The sequence below is a fragment of the Flavobacterium sp. Root420 genome, assembly GCF_001427905.1.
In the GTDB taxonomy this organism is placed as follows: domain Bacteria; phylum Bacteroidota; class Bacteroidia; order Flavobacteriales; family Flavobacteriaceae; genus Flavobacterium.
The window spans coordinates 317,748-335,902 of sequence record NZ_LMEF01000023.1 but is presented as its reverse complement, the minus strand read 5'-3'; the positions used below and the strand labels follow the sequence as shown (position 1 = coordinate 335,902).

Below are 18,155 nucleotides of genomic sequence, written 5' to 3'. Positions count from 1 at the left end.
AAAAATAATAAGAATGGAAAATAAATTTTTAATCGAATTACAAAAATTAAGAGAATCATCTAAATATGCAATTGCGCAAGGTGCCTATTCAAATTTAAATGGGTTTAAAAAGTATCTACATATTGAACGAGACGTCGAGAAAAAATTAAAAAAAATCATTTCAAAGGCAAGTGAGAAAGCTGATGCACAATTATTGCTTGTTTGTGGCAATGTTGGTGATGGGAAATCACATATACTTTCGCATCTGCATGATGAGTTAGAAAGTATTATCTCACAATTTAGAATTCATAATGATGCAACAGAATCCCACAACCCAAATGAATCTTCCAATGAAACACTTTATAAATTATTACAGGGATTTAGGGATGACAATATAACAGCATCAAAAGACAAAATTATTTTAGCAATCAATTTAGGTACTTTAAGTAAGTTTATTGAGGAATTTGGTGATGAATTTCAATTCTTAAAAAACTATATTTCATCAAGTAAAATATTAGATACAGATTTAATTCATGATGATGAATTTGATAGTAAAAGTAATTTTCACCATGTCAATTTTACAGATTATCATATGTATTCATTGACTGAAGAAGGACCAACCTCGAAAGTAATTTCTAGTCTACTTGGAAAAATAGTTGAGAATAATTCAGCAAACACAATTCACAAAGCATACCTAGAGTATAAAGTTATTAATTCCGATAAATTATGTTGTCCAATACTTTACAATTACGAATTTCTCTTTAGTGAGAACAACAGAAATATTGTATCACAACTCATAGTGAAATCCATCATTAAAAGTAAAGAAATTGTATCGATTCGTACTTTATTAAACTTTGTATACGACATAATCGTCCCAGTTGATCTATCTGTAATTAATGAAGCTGATTATTTCAAAGTAATCGAAAGAATGAATGGATCTCAATATATATCAAATTTAATTCCTAACTATTTATTTGAGCATCCAGAGCTTTCCAGTTTATTTGAAAAAATTGAGACTTTGGACCCTTGTCTCCATAGAGATGCTGCTACCGATGATGTATTATTAACCTTGATAAATGCGGAGAATGCACTTGATATTTTTTCAAAACATATTGAAAATGAATATTTGGAGAAAATTGAATCGAAACTAATAAAGGTAGCAATTTCAAAACCTGACCTCTCCCGATTCTTTATGAGGTTAAACTACTTTAGTAACTACTTTGAAAAAGATTATTTGAAAGACACTGATTATAATGAGTATTTAGTTTGGCTCTTTCATTATAATAATCACAATCCTAGTTATGTTAAAAAAATATATAACCTTGTTGAAAATGCAGCCAGGAATTGGAATGGGGACCCAAAAGCAGATGATAAAGTCGTTATAAATGTTGGAAAAAAACAAACTCAGTATAGGGTATTTAAGGATTTTGAAGTCATTCCAGATGTGAATCCATTAAAAGAAAAAAAGGATTCCATAATAAATAAATTCACACAAGAATTTTCTTTGTCCTTTAAAATAAATAATGAAAGAGAAACTATAAGACTTCATGTCGATTTCAGTTTGTTTAAGATACTGAAAATGATTTCGCAAGGATATAGGCCGAATAAAAAAGACAACAATAACTATGTTTATTTTGTTAATTCCATCAATATTTTAATCAATCAGAACAACAATAAAGCCGCATTGTATATTGACGAAGTTAATATTGGAAAACCAGTGGATTACAAATTTTCCAAAGACGCTTTTAGCGGCTATAAATTTCAAGTGATATGATGCAAATAGAATTAAATAAAGCCGGATCAAATAGTCTTGAAAAAAGATATTTTAAGAACAAAACTTTTAGTCATGTCACTGGAAATCAAATAAGATTATTGCCATTTAAAACGAATCCCAGCGGTGATACTTTTACTGAAGATTTCAAATCCTTTCAAGGTATTATTGGTGAATTATTTAGAATTTTAAATAATAAATCACAGGTTGAATTGAATCAAACTAATAGTTCTTTCAAGATTGAGCTTAAAGAAACTATTGTAAAAAAAGCCATATCTAAAGTTGAAACTCAAAATATTGAGGAATTAAAAAACATGCTTTCCAAAATATTCTTTGATGAAGAAAATGGATTAATAAAATTCAACATTAAGACTCTTTCTTATATGAATTTTATTAATTCTAATAATGCCATCAAAGAAGTTTCAAAATTTATTTTTGATGTTTTTTTAAATGACAATTTTGATCCAAATAGTTTAGATGAGGATACAAATCATGAAAACATATTGCATCAATTAATACTTCAATGTTTACCTGAATTATCCGTTTTAACATCTAAATCAAAGGGTTTAACTTATCATAATTTATTTCCAGAAATAAAGGATCGTTTTGTAGAGGACTTTGCATTTTTAGCAAAAAATAATTCATTTCTATTAAAGCACGTTGAAGACTTTTTTAAATATTATTATTTTCACTATTTAAATCAGTTAATACTTCGTTTTAATGATTTTGGTATTTCAAAAGCAAAAATAAAACCTATCTATTACACAATGGATTGGGAAACTATATCGGAAACCAGATTACTAAGTCATACAGTTGGTTGGAAACAATTAAACAAATGTTCAGAATCGGTTTTTGCCCACGTAAACACTATAGAATTATTAAATTATATCTATGTTGATGGAAAACCAGTTGAAGACTACCAAAACATTATAAATATTTGCAACAGCTTGAGTCCTGATGAAAAAGAAAAATTTCAAGATTGTTTAAATGAATTAATCATTTTTTACACAGAAAATATTACCGTTTTTGACACAGGAAAAAACTGGACAGATTGTGAACGACTATTGGAGCTTGATTTATTTTATAACAATCTTTCAGATAATATACTTCAAAATATTTATTCACTTTGGTTTAAAATAAAATACCAATTTGAAAACTCGTCCAGAAGCAAACCTTATAGCGACTATTCAAAGTGGTATTCGCAGTTTGGTAAAGTAAATTACACTAAGTTCAGAGGAAGATTAGGTAATACAACTGTTTTATCACAAGAACTTTTATTATTCCTAACAAGAATATGTATTGGAAGTGAAGATAAAATCCGACTAAAAACATTATGGGATAAATTTAAAGACAGGGGTATTGTCTTTGATGAAACGACAAAATTGGAAATTACCAAATTGTTTGAAAAAATTAATTTAATAGAGAAAAAAAGTGATAGCGGAGATGCACAATACGTCAAGTCAACTATATAAATATGTTTCGAATTTAATAATCGGATATTTTAAATCCCAGAAAATTCAACCTGGCGATCGTTTCAACCTATATTTGGAAGACAAGGAAAATATTGAATTTCTTTATGAGTCGTTAGAACACTCTTCAACGGTAACTATTGAGCCATTTTCATATATTCATCCTGAAGGAGGCGAAGCGTACACTACTTTTTGTTTATTAATTGATGAAACTAAAGTAATTATAGCTTCCAGTACTTTTGCGTCTGAGGATTACTTCACCATGCTTAGAAATAAAGTAGCTGACCAAAATGATATTTTCGAAGGGACTGCTATTCTAATTTTATTTAGCGGGAAATTGGATAGTTTGCTAGGTGGCAGCGGTAGTTTAATCAAAGAAGGAATGCCTTTGCATTATTCAAGATTTAAAAATCAAATAGAACATGATATTGAAAATAATTCTACTTTAAAAAAGTACGAGCAGCAAATTTTAAAATCTGTATTAGATAGAAAAACAAAAAGTGTTGTTGAAGACAATAACTCTATTTTTGATTATGAACAAGTTATTAATTCATTGCAAAAAGGTACTATTGATTTAAAAGATTATCGGTTTTTAGGGCTTTTTTCGCAAGAAGAATTAGGCAGTAAACATGGTGACCTCTCAAAAGATTTGACTAGTAATTTTAGTCTTTATGAAAAATTTGAAAATATTTTTTTAAACGGAAATCCTGCTTCTGATTTAGAACAAGATTTACCAAGTGCAGCGCTTACCAGAATTATAAAAGAGGACTGGCATGATTTTGATTATTCGGAAATAGTTAAATGGATGGACAAGGAGAAAGAAAAAGCTCCACCTGTATTTCAGAATATTGAAGGGGATAATTTACTTCAAACCTTATGGTATAATACTGATGGTGATTCAGTATCTAAAAAGAGGAATGTAAATCTTATTGTGTTTAACCCTTCATTAGAGCTTCCATTCAAGATAAATGTAAAATATGATCAATTTATAAAAAAAGAAGGACTTAACATTAAGCTGGGTTCAAAAAACATTGGTGTAACCAATAGCGGATTCAGTATTGTTATTGAATTTAAGGAATTGGATGCTAACAATCTATTTACTTTAATTGAGTACAAAGATTCTGAAACGGATAAAAAGTATGTAATCAAGATATTGCATCTGCCATTTAAGCCAAATGTTATCTCGCAATTTGAAGGAAACTTTCAGTTAAATATACAAAAATCAAACTCTTACCTTCAAATAAAGGAAAGTCCAGTATTAGTTTTTAATCCTGATGGTGAAATACCGACTACTGAGATTTTAAGTTTAGACACAACTTTCAAAATAAATGAAGAAAATAAATTAATACTGAACTATGATTATTCTCTGGCTCAGGAGGATCTGATTCATTTTAAAATAGATTTATTTGATGTTATAATACCTATTGCTTTTAAAACTGATTTTGAGGCACCCAAACCAATATCAGGACTTGATGTATGGAAAGAAAAAAGAGTTAATTGTCTTGATTTTAAATATAAAAAAGAAGGAACCATAATTAAACTATTGTTTAAAAATAATGAAAAAACGGTTAGTGGTGAATTTAGAAATAATTTGATACAGGAAGAACAAATTATAAATTCTGAAGGATACTCATGGCTCTTAGGCAATGAAAATACCATTACTACTAATGACTTAGAATTGAGTGATGATGTGAAATTAGCTTTTAATAAACTCAGAGCTTATTATAAAACTAAAGAAACACAGCCTAGTTTAGTATACCTGAATGAAGAATTGAAGCAAATTGCACTGGAATACGTTAGCTGCTTTATAATGCAATTGGAAGAGTTAGAAGAAAACAAGCCGTTAACCTATAAACAAAAAAATCTTTTATGGTTAGGGGTTATTAAAGAAATTGGCGGTGAAGAAAAAATTAAATTTACTCCCTTACATCCACTCAATATAGCGTATCAACTTCAATTAAATAATGACCTAAAAAATGAAGAAATTTATAATGCTATCTTAAAACGTTTAAGCCCTTGTAATTTGATTCCTTATATTGAAGGAAAACCAAATGAAATCTATATACCAATCGAATCAAGTCATTCGCCAGAATGGCTTTATTATACTGTTTATTTAAATTCAGAGCAAGCTGTACCAAAGAGTTTTGTATCTAATTTAGTTACAGACAAGATTAAGGATTTTACCACAAATTTTGAATTTCTTTTTGATCAATCTAAAAAATCACCCATAAAAATCAATGTTATAAATCTTGGTGATTGTAGAGAAGTTGTAGATGGAATATTTGAATATTACAGAAAATATTTAAACAGTAATCTAACTAAGCGTTTGACTGACTTACTGCCTATTGAAGTAAGTATTTATGGTTCTGAAAAATTAGTTACCAAATTTGAAGAACTAACTTTTTACGAAAGAGTTGATGATATCGAAAAACATTTGAAGATAGAATTGAAAACAAAAAATTTTGAAAAGGAAGACCTTTTGAATTTTTTTCTTGAACGAGTAAAATTCTATTCTAAAAAGCAGCCAAAAAAATCAGAGAATTACGAGTATGCCCATATTACTTTTTATCAGTTTGATGTAACTAAAACTGAAAAATCGTATGACGAAATGAGTTTGGTGAAAACCGGCATTTCTTTTAATGGATTAATGGCTGATGTTGGTTCTACTCCTGGACATGAAAATTACAGGACTGGATTTGGTACATTGGATTTGCCTGAACATCAAAATGAATTAATAAAACTCACTTCTTTATTTAATTCATTTGTTCGCGTTGCGTCTAATAATGACCCTTATGGCCGTAACAATGCACTTTGTACCACTATTGATTATGATATTAAAAAACAATTAGAAAAGTTATACCATGATTCACAATGGGTAACATATATTGATCCGAAGGTTGATTTAGATTTTTTTAAGGAGAATAAGAATTTAGTTATCATTCATTATAGCGACCAATACAATAATTCTAATGGGTATGATGCTATAACCGTCAGCCGAAAAACCAGTCAGTATGAATTTGTTGTTAAAGAATTTTTAGAGAAACATCAAGTCCAATTTAATGCGGTTACAGATACAATTAATATCATTAATTTTTTTAATGCTATCAATGGCGAATGGCTATTGAAATTAATTCGTCAACACAGCCAGTTTCCAAGAGAAAAATTAAGTCTTTTGTCTGGTATTAAAACTTCATTAACTTTTTTGCATCACCCTAATATTATTTGGATTCCAATCTCACTAGAAGAAATTTTAAGAGTTTCCGGTAATGCCGGATTAAATATGGGAGAAGGTCTGTTTTCTACTAAAAATCTTGGTGCGATCGGTCCTTTTAGTGATGATTTATTATTTATCGGATTGGAAGAATTTGAAAATCAATTATTAATGCACTTATACCCTGTTGAATTAAAAATAGGCGGATTAGGTATTGTAAAAAAAGGAATTGATCAAGGTAAACGCACCGCTCATTTACTTTATGAACACTTAAACAGAGAAGGTTTTTTAAGTGAGTTTTACAAAAATTTCTTTGCCAAAATTGCCCTTACCAATGCTGAGAAAATGAAACTTTTTCACGTATGGGATAATCAAAACTGGGATACTATTACCAAAAATTATCGTAATGACTTATTGAATAATAACTTCACAATAAGCAATCGATTAAACAATACAATTGGAACTTTTGGATTGATTCATTTTGGAAATGATGTCTTTAAAAGAAAAATTAGCGTTACCGAAGAATATATGAGGGTAGATCTGCAAGAAGCTGATGGATATAACTTTCTTGTAAAATCAATCGATGATTTAATTCTTCTCTTTCACAGCACCGAAACTACCATTGATAAGGACTACTTATTAATAAATACCTTTTCAAACGCAAATTTAGAGTTATTTACACCTGTTGACCTTTTAGATGAAGAATCATTTGAACAAGAGGATAATAGACCAGATGAACTTCCTGCAAAGCCAATAGAAAGTTTTAAATCAGATGAAATACTTTTAGTTAATAATAGTGGTGAAGGAATTGAGATTGAATTTGGCACTGATTTGAATAGTTTAAAAACTATTTATTGGGAACCTAATAATACCAACAAAGTAATGCATACTAACACCGGTATTATTGGCACAATGGGTACTGGAAAAACACAATTTACTAAGTCACTTATAACACAATTAAATAGTGATTCCAATAAAAATATTGGAGATGAAAAACTCGGAATTTTAATTTTTGATTATAAGGGAGATTATATTAAGGAAGATTTTGTTTCGAAAACAAATGCAACGGTCTTGAATCCGTACCATTTACCATACAATCCTTTGGCACTCGATGCTAGTGAATCATCAAAACCAATGTTGCCTCTTCATACGGCCAATGATTTAAAGGAGACTATTGCCAATGCCTTTAATTTAGGAAATGTTCAAAAACAACGTTTACGGGATGTTATCGTTGAAGCATATGAAGACAAAGGCATCCATAAGGCCATTAAAGATTCCTGGACACGAAATCCTCCAACTTTGGGTGATGTTTGTGATATTTATTTAGGAAGTGAAAAAAACTCACAAGACAGTTTGTACGCTGCTATTTCAAATCTTTCTGAATTTGAAATCTTTGAGCCTGATGTTACTAAAACACAATCTCTTTATTCTTTGATTGAAGGTGTTGTAGTGATTAATTTATCCGGTTATGATGAATCTATTCAAAACTTGATCGTCGCTATTACCCTTGATGCTTTTTATACTCAAATGCAACGACACGGTCATAGTTTAATAAAGGGAAATAATCGTCAGATTAAGAAGATGATTTTGGTTGATGAAGCTGATAATTTCTTAAGTAAAAATTTCAATTCTATTAGAAAAATATTAAAAGAAGGACGAGAATTTGGTGTTGGAACTATACTTTCTACTCAATTTTTAAACCATTTTGCTACTAGTGAAAATGAATACTCCAATTATATTCTGACTTGGGTTATCCACAGGGTAAATGAAATCAAAATGAAAGAGGTCGAATCTCTATTTTCATTAGACAGTAAATTACAAAAAGAGAATTTGATTAAAACCATCAAAGGTTTAGAGAAGCACCAAAGTATTGTTAATTTGGCTGGGTCTGAACCAATTTTGATTAAGGATAAAGCATTTTGGGAGTTATTGAACATCAAAAAATAAATTATTAATGAAAAAGACAATAAAAAATAAATATTTTTTCTGGGCTATAGTTTTCTTCGGAATGTTGGGTATTTACATGCCAATAATTGTAAGGATATTTCAGAAAAGTAATAACATACTAATTCTTGAAGAAACTGTCTTCAATGTTGTTACATACTCAATTTCAATATTAATCACTTCTATTTATACAATAATAATAAATTCATCTGATGGTTCTGACAGCTTTAATAGTAAACTATTTGATCACATTGGTTATATAATTGGATCAATAGTTTTTGTATTAGTTATTAATTATATTGTCACACTTGAAACAAAATTTTACTGTTATTGGCTTCCTATTATATTAAGTTTTACAGGATGTCTTATTTCATGGAGAATGTGGTTTGTTGCGAACAAAGATGAAAGTTTTGGTACTGGGGCTTTAGGTAAATAAATTTAAAATAATGGAAAAAATAAAATTAAGAGCATTAAAAGTTTCTCAACCGCTTGGTGATTTTTTTGTAATAAGTGTAAAAGCAAGTATTTTGAAAAAAATATCTTTTTCAGAGCCGTTAACTTATTTGACGGAAGATGGTGTTTTAAAAGGCAGTCAAAGACCTATAAATGAAAAGAGACTTAATGAAATAGGCAAATATATAGACACAGCTGAAATGACATTCCCTAATAGTATAATTCTTTCAGTAAATAATAATGAAGATGGTTCTATAATTGAAAATACTGAAAATCGTTGGGAATTAATAAATGAGAATAATGAGTATTTTTTAGAGTTCCCTCCAGATATTAAGTCCGCTTCAATTATTGATGGTCAACATAGATTAAAAGGATTTGATTATATTAACGATGAGTCAAGATTAGATATGGAATTATTATGCTCCATATTTTTTGATTTACCTAATCCTTATCAAGCATATCTTTTTGCAACAATAAATGGAAATCAAAAGAAAGTAGACAAGAGCTTAGCATTGGAACAGTTTGGTTATTTTATTGAAAATGAAAGTAATGAATCTTGGACTCCTGAAAAACTTGCTGCTAATATAGCACGAAAATTAAATTTTGATAAAGCATCACCTTTATATTCGTTGATAAAATTGGCTCCAATTTATAACAATGATGATTTTATACAATTAAATAAAGCAAATTGGTTAATTTCTACATCAGCTATGATAGAGGGAATTTTAAGTTTATTTACTTCAAATTATAAAAGAGACAGGATTGAGATGATGAACAAAAAAATTTTCTATGGAAGGGACAGAAAAATGCTTAAAAATTTAAAAGACTCCAGTCCACTAAGAGATGAGTTTTTAAATTATAAAGATGACTATATTGAAAATGTAATCTCAACTTTTTTTAAAATTGTCAATGAAAAAATATGGTTAAAAGTGGATAATTCTTCTCATTTAAAAAAAACTATAGGAATTCAAGTATTATTTGATCTTTTGAAAGAATCTCTGAAAAAAAATAAAGTATTAAATCCTAGTATTATTGATTCAATATCTAATGTTGATTTTTCAGATAACTATTTTCAAGCTTCAGGTGTAGGAAAGACAAGAATTCGAAATATTATTTTCATTTTAAATAAATTAAAATCAATTGATCAAATAGAAAATGAAAGTGATAAAGTAGCAATTCTAAGATTAATAAAATAAATTTTAACTAAATAAAATACTTATTGAAGGTGAATAAAAAAGGAGGATTTCTCCTTTTTTATTCACCTTCAATCGTTGAAAGTCAATCATTATCTTTCTCGTCCCAATCCTCTTCTTCATAATTATCCCAAAATTCATTTTCTATTTCCGAATACAGTTTTCCTCTACTAATATCTTCAATATTTTTTTCTTTAAGCCATAATGATAACCAGGAAAAAGGCTCTAAAATTTCATGCTCTGCCTCACTTCCATTTAAGTCGCATAAGGACTTTAATTCTTGAAGTTTTTCACTATTATTTTTGTCATTTTCCAACTCATTTGAAACAATTGCAATACTCATAAAAAGATAAGGTAGTGACCATGGAGAAAGACACTTTTTTTCAAGTGTATGGACGAAACTTTTAGACCAATTAGCTAATATCAATGAATGTTCAGATAAAGCTACCACTCCAATTATTTTCCATAGTTTGTCCTCTAAACCAAAACTAACTTTTTCTGTTATTAAAATTTCATATTGAATATCATTTAATCCTGTTATAAGTAAATCTTTGGTAAGGAAAGAATAATCTAAATCTGGATTTGTAACTCTCAATTTTCCTATTTCATACAATGAATTACCAATATATTGCTGTTGTCCATAAAGGATGAACCCTTCAATTGCTTCTCGATAATATTTCAATGACTTTTCAAGAAGACCACTATTAGCATAACAATTTCCAATATGATGAGAATTGCAAAACATATTTGCATAATCTTTCATTTCTCTCTGTATGTGGTACCCTTGTAAATAATAATCTAAAGCGATTTTACTATCATTTAAATATCTTTCATATGTTCTACCTATTTCAGATAAAATAATACCAATATTAGCTTTAGATGCTTCTGCATTTTTATTTTTCCTCAAATCACTTTTGCAGATTGCAATTCCTTCCTCATATTTTTCGATTGCAACTTTAGGATTAGTTGATCTTAAAATTTCCCCTTCAATAATACAAACGCTCGAGAATTTTTCTCCACTTAGTTCTTCGCATTTTCGCATCTCTAAAAGTGCTCTTTCGGTTTCTTTTTTATTGCCAATTCTCCAATTTAGGGTAGCGACTTGTGTTAAATCATCTATAGCTAAATCAAATTCTTTTAATTCTAAGTGGGCTTTTGCTCCCTGCTTATTAATTTCTATACCATAAGAAAACTTACCTCTAGTAAATAAGTACTTATACAATCCTGCAGATAGCCCAGTTATAATTCTCAGATACTTTTCTCTATTGCTATACTTTTTACACTCTTCACAATATGAAGCATGAACAGATTTCTTAAATGCAAAAAGAAAATTTGAAAGTTCCATCTCATAGCGAACAATAGCATATTGTATTTCATCAGAAAGCATATATGTAGTATACAAGTGGATTGCTTCAAAAACTAAGTTTTGAAATGCTATTAATTGAACTTCATGAAGTAATTCTCGTGAACTATTACCTGTTTTTTTTCTAACAAAAACCCGGATTGGATTAAGAATTGACGTTCTCTCGTAGCCTAAATAATCCTCATGAATTTCAATCAAATTATATTGTGAAAGAAATGCTATCGACATTTTTAATTCCGTTTTAGACTTAAAGGAGCAGTCTTTACATACCAAGATTTCTAAAAATGGTATTTTACAACCAGCAGGAAATAGTGAAAGATACATTAACAACCACTTCTGTTTCTCACTCAGACTTGTATACGCTAAATCAAAACTCAATTCTAAGGAAGTTGATTTTTTTTGTTCTTTATTATTTGGATTTTTAATAAAATCAACTCCAGCCTCTTTGATAGATTTCAATACCTCTTCTGGAGATTTTATCATATAGATTAGTCCCGATATAAGGATTAAGGCTAAAGGATGACCACCTGAAAATGAAATTAATCCTAAAACGCTTTTATCATCATTTTTTATGCTTGAGTTTTTTCTTGATAGTAGATTAAAACTGTCTTTTTCACTTAATCCATCTGATAGCTTAAGTATGCCTACACTTGTATCAAATCCAAGAGAATTAAATTGTGTTGTGAAAATAATTTTTGCATTGTCTGCATAATCATTTAATTGCTTTAAAAGAAGCGTCACCTTTTCTTGAAACTCGCTCCATAATGTTTCAATTCCGTCAAAAACTAAAATTGCATTTTCATTATTGATGACCTCTAATAATTGATCAAAATTATTGACGTGAAATCGATGAAATAATTCACTTACAAAATCTTGAAATCCTGTGAAGGTCTCAATACTGAACCAATTAACGTCGAGTTTTTCTTTTTCAATAAATTTTAAGAGTAGTTGAGTCTTTCCCATTCCTCCAACTCCTTCAATACTAATCAAATGATTTTGAGCGTATATATCAGACAATTCATTCAGTTCAATCTCTCTGCCTTTAAAATCAGCAGTCAATTTTGGTAGTCTGTGATTTGACATTTCAATATTAAAAGATGTGTTTTCAGCTTTTAGTTTCTCAATTAATCGTTCTTTTAATTTGAGAATTTCTTCTTTAGAAATTATTCCATCATCATATTTAGTGTGACAATCAGTACAAAGTCTTATTAAGTTATGAGGGTGGTGTGAAAAGGACTCGGCCCATGGGTTGATATGAGCATTATCTAAACGATGCCCACTTCCACATCTTGCGCATTTTCCATTACTTTCAACTTTCAAATATTCTCGAATAGATAAGGGAATATCAGGTCTTTTTTCTATTCCATTTATTAATGGTTCATGTAAAAAAAAATTCCAATTTTGAAGATCATTTATATCAAAAAAGTTATTATTGATATTAGAATTGACTGTCAATTTCTTCCCATTATAACCTTTCTTTACAAAAGAAAATAAAAGTTCTTTTGTAATACCAAGATAAATAGCAGCTTCATCCTCATTAACTAACATCATTTTAAATAATACTTTTGTTAAAACAAATAGGTTTGCTTAAATTACTGTACTTCTTTTAAGCCTGCTGAAATTAATTCTGTAAGAAAATCAAAACCGTCAATGTTAGAGCGTTCATTGACTTCCTTATTTAAGAGTATTAAGCCATCATCAACATGCATTTTTATATAGCGACCAATATCTTTATCCGTTTTGTATAAATTGTAATGAACGCAAACTAATCCAAGATAGATGTCATAATAATCACCAAAAAGAACAGATTTTGAGTACTCTTTACCACCAGCATCTTGTATATTATTTAAATCAAGTTTTCTCTCCTGAGATAAAGAATATGAATATGCAATTCGGGCAATGACATTCTCTGCACCTAGTCCTAATTTTCGTGTTAACGCTACAACAATTTCTTTGTTTTCTTTACTGGTTTTAATTTGCGTAAACATTCTGCTCTTCTTTTAAATGTGTAAATAATTTGTTTACTTCTAGAGATTTAAATCTGGAACCATTGTTTTCATTTTCGATAATATAAACTTTATTTACATTAGGTTTCAAGTAATCATATTCGAATTCAGATAATTCTTTTTCTAATAGTGGAAACAATACAACTTGCTCAGATATCATTGGATAGAATTCCTTAATTATGTTTTTTGAATGATATTTGTCAAATTTTTGAAGAGGACTGTCAATAAATACTGGAAATTTAATTCCTGATTCGTCTACTAAAGCTTTTAATAGAGCAGTGGCATACAATTGCTGTTCTCCTTTCGACAAGCTGTCTTTATCAATTATTTCATTATTTTTATCAAGTAAATCAATATCCATTACATCATCCACAACGTTGACTCTAATGTTATAAATAAAATCGCTTTTATGCATGATTTTTTTTAGTCCAAGCATAATTGATTTTTGCAGGGAATATTTTTTATCATCTTTTATCTTCTGAATTATCAAATTAATTTTATCTAATAAATTTTCAGTAACCTGAAATTTCTTTTTATCGGTTTCAACTAATTTAAAGTTCTTTTCGTATTCTGAAAGAACCTTTTTAATTGATGATAACCTTGTATTCAGGCCATCCAATTCTTCAATCAATTTACCTTTATTAAGCGTCAATACACTAATTCTGTCCTCAGTGTCTTTTTTCTCCTCACGCAATTTTTTCGCCAAAGGATTGTCTTTTCTTACTTCTGCCTGTTTAATTAATTGATATACTTTAGAAAGTAAAATTCGATTGTTTTTTTCTTCTTGTACGACAGCAGTAAACTGGCTTGAAAAGGTACTTTTAATATTATTGTAAACAGCTTCAAAGTTTCTAAACTGTTCAGTTGAATAATCTAAAAGTATTATATTATGGCTATCAGAATTGTAAGCCTGGTTTTCTTTTTCAATTCGTGTTAGTTTTAATACTTCTTCTACTTTAGAATGAGATTCCTTATCCAAATTTAAAGATCCTAATTTCTTTAAAAAAAGAGTCGAAAACATATTAATTTCATCTTGCAATACTATCTTATCAACTAATTTGGTACTAGCATTTTGCTCAGAGAGAAGTTGAGAATGAAGCTGAGTTAATTTTTTCCCGGCTATTACCAATGGTGCGATATCCATTAGTTTTTTTAATTTATTCTTTATTTCTTCTGAGGTGAGTTTTAAATTATCTCTCTCTAATTTTAACTTTTGCAGTTCCTCGACTGTAATTCCATTTCCCTCACGAATTAGCTTTTCCTGCAGATTATCGCTATTGATTTTAAGATTGGTTATTTCACGATCAATATTTAACTGTTTATCGTGATTAATTTCAATTAATCCAAGTGTTTCAGTCTCTGCGTCAGTTAGTTCAAATAACTTTGTCTGTTGAGAAGGAGATGCCCCACTTCTTCGAAGTTTTGTTAATAAGGTTTCAAGATTCTTTTTTAGATCTTCATATTTTTTAATTCCCAAAACTTCTGAATAAGCTTTACTTAAATTTTTTAATTCAGATTTTGATTTAGCTTCAGCAAGAGAAACGATTTTTTCTGCATCAAAAAAGAAAAATTTAGCAATTTCACGAGGCAATATAAAGTCATTGATGAAAACCTCAAAGCCTACCTCTTTAGTTAACTCATTTTCTAAGCCGTCAATGAAAATTTTTAATTCTTCTTTATCAGTTTTTAAATCGTATGATCTTTGTATTACGACAGATTTACAAGGAATTGAAGGAATCAAAATATCTTTTAGTTCTATTTCTACAGAAAGAATAGGAACTACATTACGATTCGCTTCGAACTCAGTTTTGACTTCTCTATTTAAAAGGGTTTTTACAAATTTTTCGTATCCACCAGCATTTTTAATATCCTTCTTGTATTTATCCTCAACCTCACTCATCATTTTTCCGTAGAAAACCCAAATTAGTGAAGTCAAAAATGTAGTTTTTCCAAAACCGTTTTTACCAGCTATTATACTTATATTCTTGCTCGCATGGGGTGCAAGGAGGATTTCATTTTCTCCTTTGTATATTCTAAAGTTTTGAAATTTTATTCTATTAATTTTCATATTGGGCTCTCATTTACAAAACTTTCAATTCTTTTCTCAACGTCATTATGTAGACCATATTTGGAAATCATTAATGTTTTTGTTTCTTGTAATGCAATTAAATTATCTATTAGTTGATAATAATCTGGTTCATCTTTACAAACTTCTCTTAAAATTCTTCTTTCAGTATCGTCTAAAGTTTTTATGTTGTTTGTACTGATCTCTTTATTGAAGATTTCTTTGTACAGGTCACCTACACTTAAATCAAAAATTCCATCTCTATTCCAAGTAACTTGAATAGCAATCAATTCTTGATTGTTAATTAAAGTGATATGAGGTCTTTCATTTTGAATCTCTTTCTGAACAATTAGCAAATCTCTTAATATTTGATATCTATAATGAGCAGTATAATTACCATTGAAAGTTCCATCTTCTCTAATAGCCTCCTGACCATTTCTTCTTGTTTCAGATCTGTTCTCAGTAAGATTTCTGTTTTCAACCAATTTATTTCTGAAATCCAACAATGGCTGCATCCAATTTTGTCCATTGTCAACAAGTGCAGTCATAGATTTATCATTTTTAACTACAGTACATGTCCAGCAACCAAATCTGCTTTGACCACATGAACTATGTTCTCTATTAACTACAACAGTTGGACATTCGTAATCATCGGCACTTGCGTCAGCATATATCTTAAATAAGATCGAATTATCAAAGCCCCATGGTGATGGTACAGCATTGATTATATACCATACCTCTTCAAGCATCAAGTCGCGAATAGGAGGGTAAACATATGTATTAGCAGTGCTATTATGCTTTGATAATCTATTTCCCGTTACCTCGTGTTTTTTCATGGAACGTTCTCTTGAGGCACTTTCTTCGTATCGGGTCCCTAGTAAAACTATAGCTTCACCTTTTTCATCTATCTGTTCCAAAAGAAAATTAGAAGTAGGTCTTATTTTTAATTTATCTGTACACCATCGAAAGGCATTATTAGGCACAGGATATCCTTTTCCAATTACATTTATCCAAAAAGTTTCCTCAAGTTTTGGAACTGTTTTTTTTACAAAAATTGGTAAATCCTGATTTCTGGCTTCTTCACTTATTTTTGATAGAACGTCGTCAACATAATTCGAAATAATAGGATTTTCAACCATTGTATCATTACAAACGACATAAACCGGTCTGCGTAATTGGTATGGAAATGGAAGATTTTGTCTGATACGTAATAATGCGATCCAGACAAGTGTTAGTAAAACTGTTGAATCCTTTCCTCCGCTAAATCCGATAATCCATGGCCTATCTGACTGATCTGCATAGGCATACTGATCAATGATTTCATCTATTACAGCTTCAATTCTTTTGCTTCTTATAGGAGTCATTTTTTATTTTTTATTGTCTTTAAAAGTACAGAAATTTAAGATAGTATTTTCTGCAAATTTAGGCTTAATATAAACAAATTTCTATGCTATAAAATATTTTTATTAATTCTGCCTTCATTTGAATTTGCTGGGATTACACTTATTTTACTAATGGCCTCTGTTGAAAACTATTAAATAGATACTGTCTTTATTTTGTTCTTTGTTGCATTAATCAGATATACAGGTTATTAAGTAATTTTAAACTCTATCAGAAGTTCGTTAGAAGGAGAATGTGTTATATTGACTGCAAGCCACCCACAAAGTCCACTTGCAGCTCTAACTATTGTTTGGAAATTCAAATTTGAATCTATTTTGTTCTTAAGCGTAAAAGAATTTTCAGAGAATTCGATTTGTATTTTATTTAGAATTTCGTCTGGTTTGTGCCCTTCACGGGTGTATATTTTAATTGGATCAATTGAATCAACAAGTCCGAACAGAAATAATAAAGGAAAATTATTTATTGAAATTTCCTTAAAATCAGGAACTATGAGATCATGAAGTTCAAATTTTATATAGTCCGCTTCATAAGATGACATTTTAGCTACAGTCCAAATGTTGTGACAAGCAATCGCAGTTGCAGCAAGACAGTAATGCTTTTCGAGAGATACATTCCAATTTAATTCAGAATCTGCCACTTTGGCCTTTTTCTTTCTTATTTTAACCAGTCTATCATAAAAATAGATTCCTGCCAATATTCCATGATCTATTTTCTTTGAAGAATACCTTCGATGATGAAAGTAATTAGAGATTAATTCACTAAATTGATTACTTGCTATGTTTTTTAATTCGAAGAGTTTATATTTAATATCAAATACTTTGTAGACATCTTGTATGCTTTTAATTTGATTTAAATAATCTTTGGAGTTATCTTCTATACCCATAGCATGATCATGGAATAAAATAGATAAAAACCATATAAAAGGAAATAAAGGATAATCTCTTTGTGATCTCGCATCGTTAAATAATTTCTTTTTTAAAATGGTATTTTCGCGTAGGAGAATACCAAAGAAAAAAACAGAATTTGTGTGAATTGATCTTTCATTATCATTAGGAAAGTACTGTTTGAAATCGTTTAATATTTCTCTTTTTCCTGAACAACCAAAATAATTTTTTATAAAATTTTTATGGTCTATAAGATTATTACCAGCTGAAAACGGATTGTTTAAATTTGTATGCGGATCAACGGATTTGTAATAATCCCAAATCTCTTCGTCCAGATCAGTATACAATTCTAGTAATGTTTTCATTGCGGATTTATTTTTAAATAATAAATAGAAGTTTAAATAAACACAATTATT

General features: G+C 29.2%; 10 protein-coding genes. 5 read left to right on the top strand and 5 right to left on the bottom strand.

Translation table 11 applies throughout. The features are described 5' to 3' along the window. The first annotated feature begins 13 nt into the window (after positions 1–13). Genes dptF through ASC72_RS13480 form a run of 5 tightly spaced genes read left to right on the top strand, consistent with a single transcriptional unit; the run spans position 14 to position 10,023 of the window. Positions 14–1,753, top strand: a complete 1,740-nt coding sequence (dptF, locus tag ASC72_RS13500) for a DNA phosphorothioation-dependent restriction protein DptF (RefSeq protein WP_056191543.1) — start codon at positions 14–16, stop codon at positions 1,751–1,753. Continuing rightward, positions 1,750–3,222 carry a DNA phosphorothioation-dependent restriction protein DptG gene (gene dptG, locus ASC72_RS13495; RefSeq protein ID WP_056191540.1) on the top strand — a complete coding sequence of 491 codons (1,473 nt, stop codon included), beginning with the start codon at positions 1,750–1,752 and terminating at the stop codon, positions 3,220–3,222. Before dptF ends, dptG begins: the two co-directional genes overlap by 4 nt. After that, complete coding sequence (gene dptH / locus ASC72_RS13490) at positions 3,194–8,377, top strand: DNA phosphorothioation-dependent restriction protein DptH (protein ID WP_056191538.1); 5,184 nt, start codon at positions 3,194–3,196, stop codon at positions 8,375–8,377. Before dptG ends, dptH begins: the two co-directional genes overlap by 29 nt. A 7-nt stretch (positions 8,378–8,384) precedes the next feature. Further along, positions 8,385–8,810, top strand: a complete 426-nt coding sequence (locus ASC72_RS13485; RefSeq protein WP_056191536.1) for a hypothetical protein — start codon at positions 8,385–8,387, stop codon at positions 8,808–8,810. A 10-nt stretch (positions 8,811–8,820) separates the two neighbouring features. Beyond that, entirely contained in the window at positions 8,821–10,023 is a 1,203-nt protein-coding gene (locus tag ASC72_RS13480) for a DGQHR domain-containing protein (RefSeq protein ID WP_056191534.1), read from the top strand. A gap of 82 nt (positions 10,024–10,105) precedes the next feature. Here ASC72_RS13480 and ASC72_RS13475 read toward each other — a convergent pair whose 3' ends face one another. From ASC72_RS13475 to ASC72_RS13455, 5 genes are all read right to left on the bottom strand, one after another. Next, complete coding sequence (locus ASC72_RS13475) at positions 10,106–12,934, bottom strand: HNH endonuclease signature motif containing protein (protein ID WP_056191532.1); 2,829 nt, start codon at positions 12,932–12,934, stop codon at positions 10,106–10,108. A gap of 41 nt (positions 12,935–12,975) precedes the next feature. Further along, the gene (locus ASC72_RS13470; RefSeq protein ID WP_056191530.1) at positions 12,976–13,371 is read right to left on the bottom strand and encodes a DndE family protein; all 396 of its coding nucleotides are present in this window, start codon (positions 13,369–13,371) and stop codon (positions 12,976–12,978) included. After that, positions 13,355–15,457: a DNA sulfur modification protein DndD gene (dndD, locus tag ASC72_RS13465; protein WP_056191529.1), complete on the bottom strand. Its 2,103-nt coding sequence runs from the start codon at positions 15,455–15,457 to the stop codon at positions 13,355–13,357. The genes ASC72_RS13470 and dndD overlap by 17 nt, the downstream gene beginning before the upstream one ends. After that, positions 15,454–16,818: a DNA phosphorothioation system sulfurtransferase DndC gene (gene dndC, locus ASC72_RS13460; RefSeq protein WP_198528497.1), complete on the bottom strand. Its 1,365-nt coding sequence runs from the start codon at positions 16,816–16,818 to the stop codon at positions 15,454–15,456. Before dndC ends, dndD begins: the two co-directional genes overlap by 4 nt. Before the next feature lie 227 nt (positions 16,819–17,045). Next, positions 17,046–18,104 carry a hypothetical protein gene (locus tag ASC72_RS13455; RefSeq protein WP_056191527.1) on the bottom strand — a complete coding sequence of 353 codons (1,059 nt, stop codon included), beginning with the start codon at positions 18,102–18,104 and terminating at the stop codon, positions 17,046–17,048. Between the last annotated feature and the right edge of the window lie 51 nt (positions 18,105–18,155).